Annotated in this window: 14 protein-coding genes; 5 read left to right on the forward strand and 9 right to left on the reverse strand. The window is 47.0% G+C overall.

What is annotated here, in order from left to right:
* Positions 1–82: 82 nt before the first annotated feature.
* From OW491_RS16775 to OW491_RS16795, 5 genes are all read right to left on the reverse strand, one after another.
* Positions 83–1,249 carry an iron-containing alcohol dehydrogenase gene (locus OW491_RS16775; protein ID WP_075172712.1) on the reverse strand — a complete coding sequence of 389 codons (1,167 nt, stop codon included), beginning with the start codon at positions 1,247–1,249 and terminating at the stop codon, positions 83–85.
* A 17-nt stretch (positions 1,250–1,266) separates the two neighbouring features.
* A complete protein-coding gene (locus OW491_RS16780; RefSeq protein ID WP_212667425.1) occupies positions 1,267–2,706 on the reverse strand; it encodes an NAD-dependent succinate-semialdehyde dehydrogenase in 1,440 nt (479 codons plus the stop codon).
* 326 nt (positions 2,707–3,032) lie between these two features.
* Positions 3,033–4,289, reverse strand: coding sequence for an ABC transporter substrate-binding protein (locus OW491_RS16785; RefSeq protein WP_246813461.1), 1,257 nt, complete (start codon positions 4,287–4,289; stop codon positions 3,033–3,035).
* A 5-nt stretch (positions 4,290–4,294) separates the two neighbouring features.
* The gene (locus OW491_RS16790) at positions 4,295–5,647 is read right to left on the reverse strand and encodes a sigma-54 dependent transcriptional regulator (RefSeq protein ID WP_075172710.1); all 1,353 of its coding nucleotides are present in this window, start codon (positions 5,645–5,647) and stop codon (positions 4,295–4,297) included.
* Positions 5,640–7,331 (reverse strand): HAMP domain-containing sensor histidine kinase, encoded by a 1,692-nt coding sequence (locus OW491_RS16795; protein ID WP_290037036.1) that lies wholly within the window; start codon positions 7,329–7,331, stop codon positions 5,640–5,642. The genes OW491_RS16790 and OW491_RS16795 overlap by 8 nt, the downstream gene beginning before the upstream one ends.
* Before the next feature lie 226 nt (positions 7,332–7,557).
* On the opposite strand from OW491_RS16795, the gene OW491_RS16800 reads away from it, so the two are divergent.
* Both OW491_RS16800 and rho read left to right on the forward strand, forming a co-directional pair.
* Complete coding sequence (locus OW491_RS16800) at positions 7,558–8,187, forward strand: 16S rRNA pseudouridine(516) synthase (protein ID WP_354669566.1); 630 nt, start codon at positions 7,558–7,560, stop codon at positions 8,185–8,187.
* A gap of 53 nt (positions 8,188–8,240) precedes the next feature.
* Positions 8,241–9,203 (forward strand): transcription termination factor Rho, encoded by a 963-nt coding sequence (gene rho, locus OW491_RS16805; protein ID WP_290037040.1) that lies wholly within the window; start codon positions 8,241–8,243, stop codon positions 9,201–9,203.
* Between the two features lie 176 nt (positions 9,204–9,379).
* Here the strand turns inward: rho and OW491_RS16810 are convergent, their stop codons facing one another.
* From OW491_RS16810 to OW491_RS16825, 4 genes are all read right to left on the reverse strand, one after another.
* A complete protein-coding gene (locus tag OW491_RS16810; RefSeq protein WP_075172703.1) occupies positions 9,380–9,538 on the reverse strand; it encodes a DUF2256 domain-containing protein in 159 nt (52 codons plus the stop codon).
* 3 nt (positions 9,539–9,541) lie between these two features.
* A complete protein-coding gene (locus tag OW491_RS16815; protein ID WP_290037042.1) occupies positions 9,542–10,936 on the reverse strand; it encodes a DASH family cryptochrome in 1,395 nt (464 codons plus the stop codon).
* Between the two features lie 69 nt (positions 10,937–11,005).
* The gene (locus OW491_RS16820) at positions 11,006–11,704 is read right to left on the reverse strand and encodes a response regulator (RefSeq protein ID WP_290037043.1); all 699 of its coding nucleotides are present in this window, start codon (positions 11,702–11,704) and stop codon (positions 11,006–11,008) included.
* Positions 11,701–13,374: a sensor histidine kinase gene (locus tag OW491_RS16825; protein WP_306460945.1), complete on the reverse strand. Its 1,674-nt coding sequence runs from the start codon at positions 13,372–13,374 to the stop codon at positions 11,701–11,703. The genes OW491_RS16820 and OW491_RS16825 overlap by 4 nt, the downstream gene beginning before the upstream one ends.
* Positions 13,375–13,606: 232 nt before the next feature.
* On the opposite strand from OW491_RS16825, the gene OW491_RS16830 reads away from it, so the two are divergent.
* The 3 genes from OW491_RS16830 (at position 13,607) to OW491_RS16840 (ending at position 16,727) form a co-directional block, all read left to right on the forward strand.
* The gene (locus OW491_RS16830) at positions 13,607–14,590 is read left to right on the forward strand and encodes a tripartite tricarboxylate transporter substrate-binding protein (RefSeq protein ID WP_290037044.1); all 984 of its coding nucleotides are present in this window, start codon (positions 13,607–13,609) and stop codon (positions 14,588–14,590) included.
* A gap of 117 nt (positions 14,591–14,707) precedes the next feature.
* Positions 14,708–15,181 carry a tripartite tricarboxylate transporter TctB family protein gene (locus OW491_RS16835; RefSeq protein WP_075178377.1) on the forward strand — a complete coding sequence of 158 codons (474 nt, stop codon included), beginning with the start codon at positions 14,708–14,710 and terminating at the stop codon, positions 15,179–15,181.
* A 4-nt stretch (positions 15,182–15,185) separates the two neighbouring features.
* Positions 15,186–16,727: a tripartite tricarboxylate transporter permease gene (locus OW491_RS16840; protein WP_290037045.1), complete on the forward strand. Its 1,542-nt coding sequence runs from the start codon at positions 15,186–15,188 to the stop codon at positions 16,725–16,727.
* Positions 16,728–16,749 lie beyond the last annotated feature (22 nt).

Consider the following 16,749-nt stretch of genomic DNA (forward strand, 5'->3'; position numbering starts at 1 on the left):
ATTATTTCCTTTATTTTTTTAATAATGTAGGAGCCTCAGCGTTGATGGCTGAGGCAATCAGGGCCTGTTAAAACAGGGTTTATTAAAAGGCTTCTCGGTATAAGTTAAGGGCGTCTTCTTCTGTCACTGGCACAGGGTTGTTGCCAAGTAGACGAGTTTGAAGCATGGCGTCTTTCGCTAGGGTAGGCAGGCTCTCTTCTGTCACATCAACTTCCCTCAGCTTTTGTGGCGCGCCAGATGCGTTCATTAACGATTGCATGTGGTCTACGAACCGGCTTGCTTTAGTGGCCGTATCTTCTTGGCTTTCGCCTAACAAGACATCGGCTAGCTCGGCATACAACTCGGCGGCTGCTTTCATGTTGAAGCGAAGCACAGGGCCAAGCATTAAGGCGTTAGTTAGGCCATGAGGTAAGTGATAGTGGCCACCTAATGGGTAAGCTAATGCGTGAACGGCCGCTACAGGGCTGTTCGAAAAGGCTTGGCCAGCTAGGTTGGCTCCCAATAGCATTGCTTCGCGTGCTGCTCGGTTTGTGCCGTCTGTGCAGGCGGTAATGAGGTTGTTAGCAAGCAAGCGTAGAGCTTCTTTCGCTAGCGCATCCGATACGGGGTTTTTTAGGTGCGCTGAAGTGTAGGCTTCAATTGCATGGACCATGGCATCGATACCTGTCGCCGCCGTCGGTAGGGCAGGTAAGCCGACGGTGAGTTCGGCATCCAGCAGTACTCTGTCTGCATAAAGCTGTTGTGCCACTACACCCATTTTGGTCGTTTCGCCGGTCGTCAAAATCGTAATATTGGTCACTTCGGAGCCTGTGCCCGCTGTTGTCGGCACTTGGATCAGCGGCGTTCGAGAACCTTGAACGTTTCCAATGCCGTAGAGTTCTGACAATGGCTGCTCTGATGTCAGCATCACGGCGACCAATTTGGCGATATCCATTGACGAGCCGCCACCCAGCCCTAAAACAATATCGGCCTGCTGGGATTTACCCAGTTCAACACATGACATGAGTACGTGTTCTGGTGGGTCCGCAACAACATCATCAAAGATAATGGTATGAAAACCGTGCGCTTTTAATGAGGCTTTGGTTTCTTCTAGTAAGCCACTTTCGTTTAGGAACTTGTCGGTAACGATTAATAAGTTACGCTCTTTGAACCAGCCTGAAAGCAGCTCTCCTAACCGTTTTGCGCCACCCCATTCAACATGCATTGATCCGGGCGTGTTAAAAGAAAAAGGTTTAATGCCGTTGTTCATAGTGATCTTCCTAAAGATTAAAGAGCGCTGCAGATGTATTTCAGCTCTAGATACTCATCGATGCCGTATTTAGAGCCTTCACGGCCTAAACCTGACTGTTTTACACCGCCAAACGGGGCAACTTCGTTTGAAATGATGCCGGTGTTGTGGCCAACCATTCCGTATTCCAGTGCTTCGGCAACGCGTATGCTGCGGGCGTAGTCTTTGGTAAAGAAGTAAGCGGCGAGGCCAAAAATGGTATCGTTTGCCATGGCTACGGCTTCTTCTTCGGTATCAAACGGGAATAAAGGAGCCATTGGGCCAAAGGTTTCTTCTTGGGCGACTTTCATGTCTGGTGTGACGTCGGTCAGGATAGAGGGCTTTAGAAAGAGTCCGCCTAGACGCTCGCCACCATAGAGCAGGGTAGCGCCTTTACTCACGGCGTCTTGGATATGCTCTTCGACTTTGGCTATGGCTTTTTCTTCAATCATAGGACCAATATCAGTGCCGGGTTGTGTGCCATCTCCAACGTTAAGCGCTTTGACTTTCTCAAGCAGCTTTTCTGAAAAAGCTTTATAAACCCCGCGTTGTACCAAAATACGGTTTGCGCACACGCATGTTTGGCCAGCGTTACGGTATTTAGAAGCCATGGCTCCTTCTACCGCTTTATCTAGGTCGGCATCGTCAAACACAATAAAAGGGGCGTTACCGCCAAGCTCCAACGACATTTTTTTAATGGTCTCGGCGCATTGAGCCATTAATAACCGGCCCACTTCGGTCGACCCTGTGAATGACAATTTAGTCACCGTTGTGCTGTCGGTGAGTACCTTGCCGATTTTGCTAGCTGAACCGGTAACGACTTGGAAAACACCGTCAGGAATACCCGCTCGTTGTGCTAACTCACCTATTGCTAAAGCGGTAAGCGGTGTGAGGTCGGCAGGTCGTACAATCATTGAGCAGCCCGCGGCTAATGCCGGTGCCGCTTTGCGTGTGATCATGGCGGCTGGGAAGTTCCATGGAGTAATGGCCGCAGTTACGCCGATAGGCTGTTTGATGACGGTTAAGCGCTGGTTAGCCAGCGGAGCTGGAATCGTATCACCGTAGATTCGTTTCGCTTCTTCGGCGAACCATTCAATAAACGAGGCTGCGTAAGCGATCTCGCCTTTGGCTTCGGCTAGGGGCTTACCTTGTTCAGTCGTCATGAGTAACGCTAAATCATCGGCATTTTCTAATAGCAGCTCGAACCAACGTCGCAGAATTTTTGAGCGTTCTTTGGCGGCCATCGCAGCCCACTCGCGCTGAGCCACTTGTGAGGCCGAAATGACGGCAGGGATTTCAGAGGCTGATAAATGAGGGATGCTGGTGATGACATCGCCTGTGGCCGGGTTGATGACATCGATTGTGCTTTTGTTTTCAGCTTCTACCCACTGTCCATTGACTAAACAACGGTCTTTGAGAAGGGACATGTCTTTTAACATGAGTGCTACCATTTATTATATTAAGTTTTGCTCTGCCCAACGAAGGTGTAAACGTAAGGAGTTAGCAGAGCACCAACAGAACTGTCTTTTCAGATGAGATTAACGATGAGTAGAGTGGCCGTACGAGCGCCGATCATCTTCGTTTTATTGTTGTTCTGAAGAGAGCAGTGTTGTTTAGAGGTAGCAAGCGAAGTGCCAGTTTTTTGATTGCAGGTAAGTTGCTGAAAATATTGAATAAAAATCGATGTTGGGTGAGGCGTGGTAAATTTTTGAGCGGAAACCGCTCATCGAATTTTGAAAAGCGAGCGCTAAGCGCTCGTTATCGGTTAGCGCTCAGGATAATAGATCTTCCAGTGGCTGAGTAAGCGGGGAAGGGATAGCTTGCTGTTTGAACCTGTGGTTGTTCCTATCGCTATGACCTGTTGCAACTGGTGGGTCTTTGGGTCCATGAAAGAGGAGAAGCCTTCGGGGTCTTCGGGTAAGCGTAATGATAGGTGTTCCAGTGCCGTCTTTAATGCGTCGTTAGAAGCATCGACCCCTGTTAAGTGAACGGCCTCGGCTATTGCCATGATTCCAGAGTAGGCACCTTCAGCGGCATAAGAAGGGTATCGGCCACTGAGTTCATAAAAACGTGATACAAACCATTGATTTAGCGGCGTATGAGGCCAGTTATTATGATGTCTGGCTGACATGATAAGCCCTTCGGGGAGGTCTTTACCCAGCTCGACTAATACTTCGTAGTTACCGCCTGTATCAAAGTTTGCAAACTTTGCGTGGCTAAACAGCGATGTATTGTTGGCCTGTTGAATGAAGGCGACCAGGTCGCCACCCCACATGGAATTAATCACTAAGTCCGTAGGCTTTTCTAATAGCGCTTTAATAAATGCGCTGTAATTAGGTTCGTAAAGCCGTGGCCACAGGGTCGTCACTACCTGATAGTGCACGCCGAGTGAGTCTAATGCGTCTACTAGATCTTGCCATATGGTATAGCCGTAGTCGTAATCAGGCGCTATATGCGAGATGCGAATAGGTTTTTCGGCGCTGTTTGGGAAATACTCTTTAATGTATTTAGCACCAGCTATAGCGCTCTGTTGGGTGTTGTTGTTCACTCTAAAATAATACGGGCTTACCAACGGTGATGTCATTCGGGAGGATGCATGATCTGTCCCGATAAAAAATACCTCTTCTTGGGCGGCGACTTTGGCAACTTGCCAAGCAACCGACGAGTTCACCACGCCACAGATGAACCGGCTACGGCCTTTTTCGACAAAGTCTTTCACTATGCGTGTTGCTCGTGAAGCCTTTGAGCGCGTATCTTCAATAACGACTTTTAGCGTCGGATAAACATCGGGGCTTTGTGCAAGTTTTTCCAAGGCTATTTGAATACCTATCTGGCTATCGCGGCCGTATAGACCTCCGCGGCCTGTCAGTGGAAAAAGGCAGCCCACATTGATATCAGCATCGTTTTGTTCGCCCAACACAATAGCGCCAGCCACTGTTGAGGGGTGCAGTAATGTGCTGAGTAAAATGACAAGTACATATCTATGCGTCAGATTTTTGATCATCATTGTTGTGCGTATCATGTCGGTTAACTTTCAATGTTAAGGCGCTGTAAGCGTCTTTTAAGTGCGTGCCTAGAAATGCCCAGTTTTTCAGCCGCCACACTCTTTCGTCCATTGCTGTCGCTCAGTGCTTTAAGAATGATTTCTCGCTCTTTGCTTTCTACTTGAGAGGTAAGCTCGGGGGTGTTGGACTCGGGTGTTTGTATCGCCTGTTGCGGAGCGTACTCGGGCGGTAAATGCTGCGCTGTTGCCGTGATACCTGGGTAAAGAATCGTAAATCGCTCAACAAGGTTTTTCAATTCGCGTATGTTGCCCGGCCAAGCGTATGTTTGTAAGAGCTGGATGAGCGCAGGGTCCCACAATGGTGCTTTGGAGCCTTCTTTGCTGGAAAATTGCTCGGTAAAGTACTTAATCAGTAATGGGATATCTTTGGGTCTTTCACGTAATGCGGGTGCGTGAATGGGGAGTACGTTTAATCGGTAAAATAAATCTTCCCTGAAAGCACCGTCTGTTACCGCTTGTTTGAGATCGCGGTTGGTGGCTGCTATTACCACGACATTTGCTTGTTTTATACGGTTACCACCGATGGGGCGATAACTCCTGTTTTCTAAAAAGCTGAGTAATTTTGTTTGAGCTGATAGTGGCATTTCTCCAATCTCATCAAGAAATAAGGTGCCAGTATCCGCCAGAGCGATCAGCCCATCCCTTTTTTGAGAGGCCCCAGTATAAGCGCCACGTTCAGCGCCAAACAGTTCGGCTTCGATAAGTTGCTCAGGTAAGGCGGCACAATTAATTTCGATGAAAGGGGCGTCTTTAAAGCGCGTGTCATGGACGCAACGGGCAATAAGTGATTTGCCCGTACCAGACTCTCCGGTAATAAGGACCGTTTTTGCCGAGCTATTCCCGATTTGTTCAATAAAGGCTTTGAGTTGTGTTGTAGTGGCGTCCAGCCCAACAATGGATTGTGTTTCGCCTTGTTTGGCACGTAAAAACGATAGTTCTTTTTGTGTGCGTTGTTGCTCTGCACAGCGGTGGATTAATACTTCTAATTCATCAATATCAAAAGGCTTAGTGAGATAATCCACGGCGCCATCTTTAACGGCTTGAACAGCTGTACGTGTATCACCATGTGCCGAGATCATAATGACGGGGGTGTCGGCATTGAGTGTTTTTAGCTGATGCAATACGTCTAATCCGGACATGTCGGGCAGGCCTAAATCCAGCAGCACCACATCGGGACGACTCTTTTGAAACTGCTCAACCCCGTCTTTACCGGTGTGAGCCGCGGCTACTTCGATGGAAGGGTCGCTCAAAGAAAAGATAATACTGCGTATTAGGTTTTTCTCATCATCAATAATTAAAACCGATAAGTTACTCATGGGTATCTGCTTGCTTTGGAGGAAGGTTAAAGGAGAGGTGAACGCTTGTACCGACACCTATTTCACTTTCGATCGTTAATTCTGCATGGTTTGCATTTAATAAGGTTTTACAAATTGAAAGGCCTAACCCTGTTCCTGCTGTTTTAGTAGTAAAGAATGGCTCAAAAACTCTCGCTAGTTCTGTATCACTGATACCTGGGCCGTTATCGATAACCGATAAAACGATGTGGTGCTCCTGCTTTTGCCCGCTTAATAATATCTCCCCGCCTGCAGGCGGCATCGCTTGAATGGCGTTAAGGATCAGGTTCATCAATACTTGGCGAACATGCGAAGGGTCGGCGAGTATGGTGAGATCCTGTGGACATTCTATTGTGAGGATAACATGTTGCTTTCTTGCGGAGGCATCCACAAGAGCCGCAATGCTATCTAATTCATCAGAAAGGTGTAGGTGTTCCTGTTTGGGGGGATTAGGCCGCGCGTAATTTAATAAATTATTGACGACTTGCTCAACCCGATCGATTTCTTCTTCAACCATATGCAGCATTTCTACATGCTTGGGTTTGGCTTCGCGTTTTATCAGCGTTTTTATGGTCATGCCGACAATCGTTAATGGGTTTCGTATATCGTGAGCTAGCCCAGCAGCGAGTTGACCCAAAGAGGCTTGCCGCTCTATATCGATGGTGGCTTTAATGGTTTGGTTGAGTTGTCCTCTCATGCGCTCGATAGCATGCGTTAGACGCTCTACTTCGGTGCCCGGCTGTAAGGGCACGGGAGAGTCTAAATCGCCAGCGGCAACTCGCTCTACGCCTTTAATAAGGCTGTCCAGTTGTCTTTCTAAATGCTTAGAAACGTAGAAATGCAGAATCAGTAAAAGGCCAGCGGTTAGGAGCACTAAGCTAATCAGACCATTACGCATGGCTGCACTGGGTGGGCTGACTAAATCTTTATTTTGAATAAGTTGTAAGTTCCACTCGGGGATTAACGGATAGCCTTTAACGGCTTTGGTGTGGTGCTCTACTGGCTGCCCGACAATATCGAATAACCGGTGGCCAGGCACTTCAAGCAATGGAGTGTAGATACCTTCTGCACCTAAGTTTTTAGGGAGAGAAGCCAGCGAGTTAAACCGAAGTACTAACCCGATATAGTATTGTTCAGATGCGTTAAAGCTTGCGGCAATGGGTTTGAGCATCAATACTGCCGGTGGGTGATTAAAACTGTATGGCTCAGGCCCGTAGAGTTCTGTGTCGTCAAAGGCGATTGGGCCATAACTTAGTGATGATTGATAACGTTCAGCCGAGTAAGCATTGTCCGGAAAGCTCCATAAAAAACGTCGCTGTTTATCAAAAAAAACAATGCCATACACATTGTGTAAGTCGGTTTGTAGCCGTAACAGTGTTTGCAGTTCGGTTGATAGCGAGTTGACTCCCGATTCGCTGTAAATGACGGGGGAGTCTAGTTCGTCGGCGAGCACATCTAACTGATAGGCTCGCTCTCGTAAATGCACTTGAAATTCATTTTGAACCGCGGCTACTCGGCTGCCTAATTGGGCGTTAGTCACTTTGCCTAGCAACTGAAAAAAGTAAGAGTCATAAATACTGGCAAACAGCAGCAATGGAACGAGCGCAACCAGCAAGGATAAAAGCAAATATCTATTGGTGAGGCGGCTACTGCGTTTGGGATTCAAGGGGAGACTCTTGCTGGTATGTTTTGTTTATTATGCGAGTAATAATGGCGAAGTTTTCTTGTTCAATCCAGTATTGTATGACTTAGTTGTTATCTAATGCAGTCAAAGTTAATAACGGCTCCCGCTGTAATCCATATTAGGCAGGTTAATGCGTCTCGATAAATACATTTGTAAAAGCACCCAGCTCTCTAAAGCTGAGGCCGTTTGTTCTATACAGGCGGGGAGGGTGAGTGTTAATGAAACCGTGGCGATTGATGCCGCGCTACAAGTACATGAAAACAACACAATTGAATTAGACGGGGTACAGCTTAAACCCAGAGCATTTCGTTATCTTTTGATGCATAAACCCGCTGGTTTGGTCTGCTCTAATGTGGATGAGGCCTACCCATCGCTTTTTAATCTATTGGATATCGACCGAGTGTCAGAGCTACATATTGTTGGGCGTTTAGATGTAGATACCACAGGTTTAGTGCTAATAACTGACGATGGCCGATGGTCTTTTCATATAACGCAACCAGCTAATGCTTGCCCTAAAGTGTATCGCGTTGGTTTAGCGCGGGCTTTATCGGCAGGGGATATCGATGAATTAGTTGCGCAATTTAAGCAAGGGATTCGGCTACAAGGTGAACAACGCTTAACATTACCTGCTACCCTAGAGGTCATATCCTCCAAAGATGTGCGTTTAACGATTACCGAAGGTCGGTTCCATCAGGTGAAGCGTATGTTTGCTGCCGTGGGTAACCGAGTCGCTTCGCTGCATCGTGAGCAAATAGGTGATGTTCTCGTCGATGTTGATGAAGGCCAGTGGCGTTATTTACATGATACCGAAGTTCAGTCCTTTAGCCTGGCTCAATAAGCTTTATGTAGGCTATTAATCCATTGATTTAACCAGAGTAATAAAGCGATACCATGACAAGAAAGACACTCAGCTTGAAGGTAAAACGTACCCCCGTCGAGCCAATTGATACAGCGCAAGATTTGTATCCCAATGACCCTAAACAGCGTTTTTTGAATGGTGTAGCTATACACCCTTCACCCTGTATTCGTTTGGAGTTGGGCTCTCAGGAATATTCTACCCGTGCGATGGACTTAATAACGCCCATCGGTATGGGGCAGCGCGGTTTGGTCGTTGCGCCACCCGGATCAGGAAAAACAACAACCCTAAAGCATATCTGCCAAGCCGTTGGTAAGGCGTATCCTGATATCAAGCTTTATGCATTGTTAATTGATGAGCGCCCAGAAGAGGTTACAGACTTTACTCGGGGCGTAGCGGCCGAAGTGCATGCATCATCGTCAGATCAAAGCTATGCCCACCATGCGCGGTTAGCGGATGAGTTACTCGATAAAGCCTGTAAAGAGGCTGGAGAAGGTAACAATGTCATGATTGTTATTGATTCACTAACGCGTTTGGCGCGTGTCCACAATGCCGAACGCAAAAGCAGTGGCCGCACTATGTCGGGCGGCGTTGATGCCAGAGCGCTGGAGATTCCGCGCAAGCTGTTTGGTGCTGCTCGTAAAATTGAAAACGGTGGCTCGCTAACGATCTTAGCGACTATTTTGGTGGATACCGGCAGCCGCATGGATCAGGTGATTTTTGAGGAGTTTAAAGGCACAGGTAATATGGAGTTGGTATTGTCACGCGAGATTGCGAACCATCGTATATTCCCCGCGATCGATATCGCAAAAAGCAGCACACGCCGTGAAGAGTTCTTATTAGACGCTAAAAGTATTGATCAGGTAAGAAGCTTAAGGCGTGCTTTAACTTCACTTAAGCCAATCGAAGGTGCAAAGCGATTAGCCGAATTACTTGAAAAATACCCGACCAATACTGAGTTGTTAGATGCGTTTAAACCGAGTATCTCATCAACGTGAAAAGCTGTTTTTGTCGCTGCTCCGGCGTATGTGTTTTGTATTTTAGTTGAGTAACGCATCTTGGCTAATGACTCCTTTTGCGATCAGCTGCTTTAATACTTGGGTGCTTTTTTCTTTTAATAAATCCCGTAAGTTGCACGTCTATATGGCCAAGCGTTACTCGTGATTATAAAGCCCTACGGTTTGTCCGTCGGGCTTTGTGCTTTAGGGCTAAGTGACGCGCATCGTTTGGAGCAATACTTAACGTTGGGCCAGTCTCGCTCCCATTTTTTTCGCCATGTAAAAGGGCGGTTGCAGGTACGGCATATTTTGCTGGGAAGCTGCGATTTTTTCATATGTCATTTCATACTAATGGGCCAGCCAGACGCATCAAGCGAATCCAAAGCGGCGGTGTGCTCATCGCCTTGCCATTTGTGAATAAATTCATGGTGTGGATCAAACATTTGAGTTTGTTTTTCAAGGTTAAAATGACGTCCGCCGCGCGGGTCGGTCCCCACTCCGGCAATGTATTGCCAATTGCCCCAATTGGAAGCGACATCGTGGTCAATTAACCTTTCTTGAAAATAGGCAGCGCCATATCGCCAATCAATACCCAACTCGTTGATTAAGCAGCTAGCGGTTAGTTGTCGGCCTCTATTTGACATATAGCCTGTGGCATTTAATTGCTTCATGCAGGCATTTACTAGTGGGTAAGGGGTACTACCTTGGCACCATTTGGTAAATCGTTCGGCAAAGAAACTTGTGAGCGGAGGTGAGCTTGCCATACCTCTAAAGCGGAAAAGTGTAGACCCTATCTTGAGGGCTACCCAATTAAAGTACTCACGCCAGAGTAGCTCAAACTTAATCCAATAGGTGTCATCATTTTTAATATTGATCGCTTCGTAGGTGTTTACAGCCTTCCATATTTGGCGAGGCGATAAGTTACCATGGGCAAGGTAGGGGCTAAATTTTGTAGAATTATCCCATCCGTCCAGCGCGTTACGGGTTTGTTTATAGGTGCTTGGGGAGCTTGTACCGAAATAATCATTCAGGTGACACTGAGCCGCTAACTCTCCGGGAATGAAGGATAAGTTTTGAGCATTCTCAAGTCTAGATAACTTATTGTCATTCATTTTTAGAAAATCGGATAAATCCTGCACTTTTTTGAAAAGCCCTTTAAGGTCTAGTGGCTCTGGTAAGTTTAATGGCTGTTCTATTTGGGCTGGTGTGGGAAGGATATCGCGTTGCTCAACGAATTGCCGGAAGGTCGAAAAGGATTTTAATATCGAGAGGCTTTCCTTTTTTGTGCTGCTTTGTTGATGGCTGTTTAACTGTTCTGGGCTGTACAGGTAGTTATTCCATCTTGCGTGTATACTATTGGGTCTAAGCTTTTGTTGAATGCTTTGGTGTGTTTTACGCTCGTACCAACCGCTGTGAGCGTTACAGCCCATGATATCAATTCCGTTTTGCTGAACTATGGTGGGTATGATATCGACAGGGTTGCCGATAAGAATATGGAAACGGTGCCCCATTGCGCGGAGCTGTTGTTCCAAATCGATTAAGGATTCAATAATAAATTGTAGGCTGAATTCACCAATTAATCGGTGTTGATAATTTCTTGGGGCAATCCATGCTGGGTTAAAAACATAGAGAAAGGCCAAACGTTGACTCTGACGAGCCACATGTTCCAGTGCCATATTGTCTTTAAGTCGTAGGTCGTTAGTAAACCAGTACAGCGCTGTTTTATCAGACAAAACGAATTTCCCGTATTCGAAAATGTGTTCTATCTCTACGAGCTCTAGGCGTGTTTAGTTCATGTAGGCTTAACTGGTTTGGTTGAGGTAACGGCGCTCGGGACGGCCGACACTGCCGTAACTTACTTCGGCCGTTAATTCTCCACAGCTCACTAGATATTCTAGGTAACGTCGCGCGGTAGTACGGCTGGCTTCAATTTGTGAGCCGACTTCCTCGGCATTGCGCGAGCTATCGGCTTCTAACAAGACTTTGCGTACTTTGTCTAAGGTGAGGGCATCAATCCCTTTAGGTAGGTTTGTATTCGGTACCGGTTGGCTGGTGTTGGGGGTGGCATTACGAGGTAATAGGCGGTCGACATCGCCTTGGACAAGGGATTCCATATTACGCAGTTTATCTAAGTGCTCGGCGTAATGGTTAAGTGCATCTCGGAGACGCTCAAACACCAGCGGTTTTAAAATATAGTCGAACACGCCCCCATGCATGGCGGCTTTTAAGGTGTCTACCTCGCGGGCAGCCGTAATTAATATAACATCTGTCGAGCTGTTGCCAGAGCGTAGTTCCCGCAGTAAATCTAAGCCCGTGCCTTTTGGAAAGTGAACATCCAACAGCAGCAGTTCGGGTTTGAGTATGTCCACCAGATCGCGAGCTTCATCTAGGCCGTGGGCTAGGCCCACCAGTTCAAATCCTTCGATGCGTTCTAAGAAACGTTGTTGAATTTCGGCTATTTGGTGGTCATCTTCGGCGATCACTACACGAATGCTGCTCATGCAGGGCTTCCTTTTGTGGACTTGGGTGTATGGTTTGGATTTATTTTTGGTATATACACGGTAAAACGGCTGCCGCCTCGTTCTGTGGGGTCTATGGTAACGGTTCCGGCTAAGCGATGCAGCAATGTCTCAACTAAGTGTAGACCAATGCCGTGTCCGGGTTCATGCTTGCTCGACACGCCTTTTTCGAAAATACGTGCTTGTTCGTCTAAGGGGATTCCCGCGCCTTGGTCTTCAATTTCGAAGATAAGGTCGTTGCCGAGGTCCGTCATCGTTAAGAAAACTTCACCGCCAGCGCCGGTGTGCGCCAATGTGGCATCAAAGGCATTATCAAGTAGGTTACCAATAATACTGACAAGTTGATCACGCGGCAGGCGCTCAGGTAAGTCGGTCATTCGGCTTTCGGTATCCACTTTTAAGTGAAGCCCCAACTCGCGAGCACGGTTGTACTTCCCAAGTAGGCAGCCTGCTAATACGGGGTCGGGTACAGCTTCTACCAACAGGTGAATGAGCGTTTGGTGGTTTTCTGTTTCTTGCCCAATCAGGTTAAGCGCTTCATTGTTCGCCCCTATTTGAATGAGCCCTGCTATGGTGTGGAGTTTGTTGGAGTATTCGTGAGTTTGACTGCGCAAGCTGTCAGCATACTGCTGGATGCGGGTTAGTTTTCGGCTAACCATATCGAGCTCATCTTTACGGCGAAAACTCGACACCACACCGATGATTTGATCGTTTTGGCATACGGGAATACGGTTTGCAATGAGGCAGGTTTCACCGACCCAAAATTCTTGGTCAAATTGAGGCTCACCGTTGGCGAGGACTTCTAATAGCTGGCTGCCAGGCAAGATTGTTTGGATAGGCTTACCTAGCAAAGGGGTCTTATCGGTTAGCTCTAAGGTGTGTAGCGCTGCTCGGTTGAAGGTGGTGATCAACCCTTGGGAATTAATGGCGATTATGCCTTCACGGATAGATTCGAGAGTCGCATTGCGCTCCTCAAATAATAGCCCGATTTGTTCTGGCTCTAGGCCAAAAATAGCTTTTTTAAAGTGGTTAGCAAACCAAATAGCCGTAAGGACGCTAAGCAAAAACGCAGATAAAATGGCGACAGTGAGGGTGGTGCGATAACGTGCAATGATGGAGTCTACGTTGTCCAGTAAAAAGCCGACTGATACGACGCCTATGACTGTTTCTCCTGTGGAATCAAATATAGGCGATTTCCCGCGGATCGATGCTCCTAAGCTACCAATGGCTTTTTGTACGTAAGGCCTTCCTTCCAGCAGCGCAGGCTCGTTGTAGTCGCCATCATCGTCATACATTGGCTGTCCAACCCGTTCGTAGTTAGGGTGTGCTAAGCGTATGCTGTTGATATCACCAATGACGACAAAGCGAGCATCAATGGTGTCTGCTAATTGCAGACTAGTCGGTTGTAGAAAGTCGCTGTCCCTTTGTTCCACTGCGCTGATTATTTGCGGTATGACTGCGATGGTTTTAGCGACATGAACAGCTTGCTGCCCCATTTGCTCTTCAAGCGAGTTATCAAGGTAATTGAGAGCAAATATGCCAAGTAGCCCTGTTTGCAAAAGGGCCATAAGCCCTAAGACTAGCGACATACGAGTTCTGATTTTTAACTTACGAAGCGTAAGGTGCTGTAATGTTTTTTTTATTATGGTCACGCGATTGCTCTTTGATACGGCGGCATTGATGCAGGTAAAGGATAACAATGCCCAATGATTTTTTATGCCATCTTAGCTAAGAAATAGCACGAATGCCTGTGAACTAAATGAACAAAATGCATTTAAAGATTTTTATAGCCTTTAAATACACAATATTTTTTAAAAATAGCTTGGCGTCTATATTGATCCTCAGTAACTACAAAAAAATATAAAAACAAATTGAGGATACGTCATGTTATCTAAATTTTTCTCCCGCAATCGCTCTACGTTATTGGCTGCTGCATTAGTTTCTACACTAGGAGCTGGAACAGTTCAGGCTGAAGTAGATGAAATCCACTTCCTTATTCCGGGTGGCGCAGGTGGCGGCTGGGATGGTACCGCTCGTGGTGTGGGTGAAGCATTGACAAAATCGGGTTTGGTTGAGAGTGCGTCATACGAAAACCTTTCTGGCGGTGGTGGCGGTAAAGCAATCGCTCATTTAATCGAAATGGCCGATCAAAGCCACAACACGCTCATGGTTAACTCTACGCCTATCGTTATTCGTTCATTGTCTAAAGTTTTCCCACAGTCCTTCCGTGACTTGACGCCTATCGCGGCGGTTGTTGGTGACTATGGCGCGTTTGTGGTCCCAACGGATTCTAAATATAAGAGCTTTACCGACGTTGTAAAAGATTACAGTAAGAACCCTCGTTCGGTTGCTATTGCTGGTGGTTCGGCACGCGGCAGTATGGATCACTTGGTTGCTGCCATGGCCTTTAAGGCAGCTGGCGGTGATGCGCGTAAATTAAAGTACGTTGCTTATGATGCTGGTGGTAAAGCCATGGCCGGTATTTTGTCAGGTGAAGCACATTTGTTATCTACAGGCTTTAGTGAGGCATTAGCGCTGGCCGAAGCGGGTGAAGTACGTATTTTGGCAATCACAGGCGATGAGCGTTCTGCGACAGCTCCAGACGTTCCTACACTAAAAGAACTTGGCTATGACGCGACGTTTGTGAACTGGCGTGGTTTCTTCGGCGCACCAGGATTACCTGATGCAGAAGCTGACGAGTACGCAGCTACTCTAGGAAAAATGTACGAAACAGGTGAGTGGGAAGTGGTTCGTGACCGTAACGGCTGGACTGAAATATTCAAGCCACGTGCTGAGTTTGTTGCTTTCCTAGAAAACCAAGAAGAAGTTGTTGGCAACCTGATGCGTGAGCTTGGCTTCTTAAAATAATCGCGCTTTCGTAGCGGTTATCTTTGAGCTTCAAATGAGTCTCGGTGGCTGGTTTGAAGCTCTTTAATCATTCCCTTATTTAGATAGGCGGGCGTAGTACCGTCAAAGGTGAACCCTATGATTATTACTAAAGATCATATTGGCGGTTTGGTATTTCTGTGCCTGTCTGCTGCCTATGGATATTACATTGGTGATATCTCGATGTTGCCAGGTGATGAGTATGAACCTTTCAACGCGCAAACCGTACCGACGGCTTTAGCTTATATGGGTGGCGTGTTATCGATTGCGCTGATCGTAACGGCCAGCCGCGATGCGGGTGATCGACTTTCTCTTAAAGGTTACGACTTTGCCATTGTCGTTAAGTTGCTGGCGTTGGTGGTGCTCTTCGGTTTAGCCCTTGAGTGGGTAGGCTTTTTAGTGTCGACCATCTTATTTTTGATTGGCGGCTATTGGTTATTAGGCGAGCGCCGAATTAAAACACTCTTGATTGCGTCCGTTCCTTTTGCCGTTTTCATTTGGTTCGCGCTTTCTCAATTACTTGATATCTATCTTGCCCCTGGGCGATTGATCACTACGTTGTTTGGAGGTTAGTGCCATGTTAGATGGAATCTTTACAGGGCTTGGTACGGCGTTAATGCCGTTTAACATTATGATGGTTGTAGTGGGCTGTTTTGCCGGTACTTTCATCGGAATGCTGCCTGGACTGGGGCCTATCTCTGCTGTTGCTTTGATGATCCCTATTACTTACGGGCTTGACCCCGCATCCGGTATTATCTTGATGGCCGGTGTTTATTACGGTGCCGTGTTTGGCGGTTCGACCTCTTCTATTTTGATTAACGCGCCTGGGTGCGCCAGTACAGTGGTTACCTCGTTTGATGGCTACCCGTTAGCGCAGAAAGGACAAGCCGGCAAAGCCTTAGCATTGGCCGCATACTGCTCGTTTACGGGGGGGACTGTCGGTGCGATTATTCTGCTGTTTGCTGCACCGGCCTTAGCGAAAGTCTCACTCAGTTTCCAATCGGGCGATTATTTTGCATTGATGGTGTTAGGTTTGACGGCTGTGGCTGCTTTTTCAGGTAAAGGGCAAGTCATAAAAGCCATGATTATGACGGTTTTTGGTTTGATGATCGCTACCGTCGGTGCTGATGCAATGACAGGAGCGCCTCGCTTTACGTTTGGCAGTGTTGATTTGTTAGACGGCGTTAGCTTTTTGCTGTTGGCGATGGCGACGTTTGCGTTAACCGAAGTAGTGATGTCCGTCATGAAACGTCAGCATTTGGAAGAAGACCCCGAAATTGATATGGCTGCGTTGGGTAGCATGAAGTTAAATAAAGAAGAAGTAAAAGAGATAGCCCCAACGGTGGCTCGTTCTTCGGTGTTTGGCTTTATCATTGGTGTTTTACCCGGTGCAGGTGCAACCATTGCCTCTTTCTTGGCCTATGGTATGGAGCGTAACTTCGCATCCGCTAAAGAGAAGCTAAAGTTTGGTAAAGGGGCATTACGAGGTTTGGCGGCGCCTGAAACCGCAAATAATGCGGCGTCTACTGGCTCGTTTGTACCGCTACTAACTTTGGGTATTCCAGGCTCGGGTACAACCGCTATTATGTTGGGGGCGCTTATTGCCGCCGGAGTTCAGCCAGGGCCTCGTTTATTTGTTGATAACCCAGATGTGTTTTGGTCTGTAATTATATCAATGTACTTTGGTAACTTGGTGCTACTAATCCTAAATTTACCATTGATTCCTTACATTTCACGCCTACTGGCTATCCCACGACCGATCTTAATTCCGCTGATTCTGTTTTTCTCAGTGACGGGTGTGTATTTGGTGAGCTTTAACACCTTTGATATTCAGATGATGGTCTTTATTACTGCGATAGCGATCTTCCTTAAATTGTTGGAATTTCCAATGGCACCTATGCTGCTAGGCTACATCCTGGGTGGGATTATGGAGCAAAATTTGAGTCGCTCACTGGTGATGTCTGATGGGAGCTTATCTTTTATTTGGGAGCGACCGTTAACGTTATCCATCATCGTGATTGCCGTTATCCTATTGTTTTTGCCACTGATCAGTAAATTGTTTGCTGCTAAAGGGCAAAAAGGCATGGAGCAAGCGATAAACGAAGGCGAGGGTGGCTAACCTCTATCAACTAACACATCTT

Source organism: Neptunomonas sp. CHC150 (assembly GCF_030397555.1).
Lineage (GTDB): Bacteria > Pseudomonadota > Gammaproteobacteria > Pseudomonadales > Balneatricaceae > Neptunomonas > Neptunomonas phycophila.

Bases quoted from the DNA above. Each gene is read 5' to 3' on its own strand.
- OW491_RS16820 (WP_290037043.1), bottom strand. From the start codon at position 11,704: ATGAGCAGCATTCGTGTAGTGATCGCCGAAGATGACCACCAAATAGCC.
- OW491_RS16785 (WP_246813461.1), bottom strand. From the start codon at position 4,289: ATGATACGCACAACAATGATGATCAAAAATCTGACGCATAGATATGTA.
- OW491_RS16835 (WP_075178377.1), top strand. From the start codon at position 14,708: ATGATTATTACTAAAGATCATATTGGCGGTTTGGTATTTCTGTGCCTG.
- OW491_RS16840 (WP_290037045.1), top strand. From the start codon at position 15,186: ATGTTAGATGGAATCTTTACAGGGCTTGGTACGGCGTTAATGCCGTTT.
- OW491_RS16790 (WP_075172710.1), bottom strand. From the start codon at position 5,647: ATGAGTAACTTATCGGTTTTAATTATTGATGATGAGAAAAACCTAATA.
- OW491_RS16830 (WP_290037044.1), top strand. From the start codon at position 13,607: ATGTTATCTAAATTTTTCTCCCGCAATCGCTCTACGTTATTGGCTGCT.
- rho (WP_290037040.1), top strand. From the start codon at position 8,241: ATGACAAGAAAGACACTCAGCTTGAAGGTAAAACGTACCCCCGTCGAG.
- OW491_RS16810 (WP_075172703.1), bottom strand. From the start codon at position 9,538: ATGAAAAAATCGCAGCTTCCCAGCAAAATATGCCGTACCTGCAACCGC.
- OW491_RS16780 (WP_212667425.1), bottom strand. From the start codon at position 2,706: ATGTTAAAAGACATGTCCCTTCTCAAAGACCGTTGTTTAGTCAATGGA.
- OW491_RS16775 (WP_075172712.1), bottom strand. From the start codon at position 1,249: ATGAACAACGGCATTAAACCTTTTTCTTTTAACACGCCCGGATCAATG.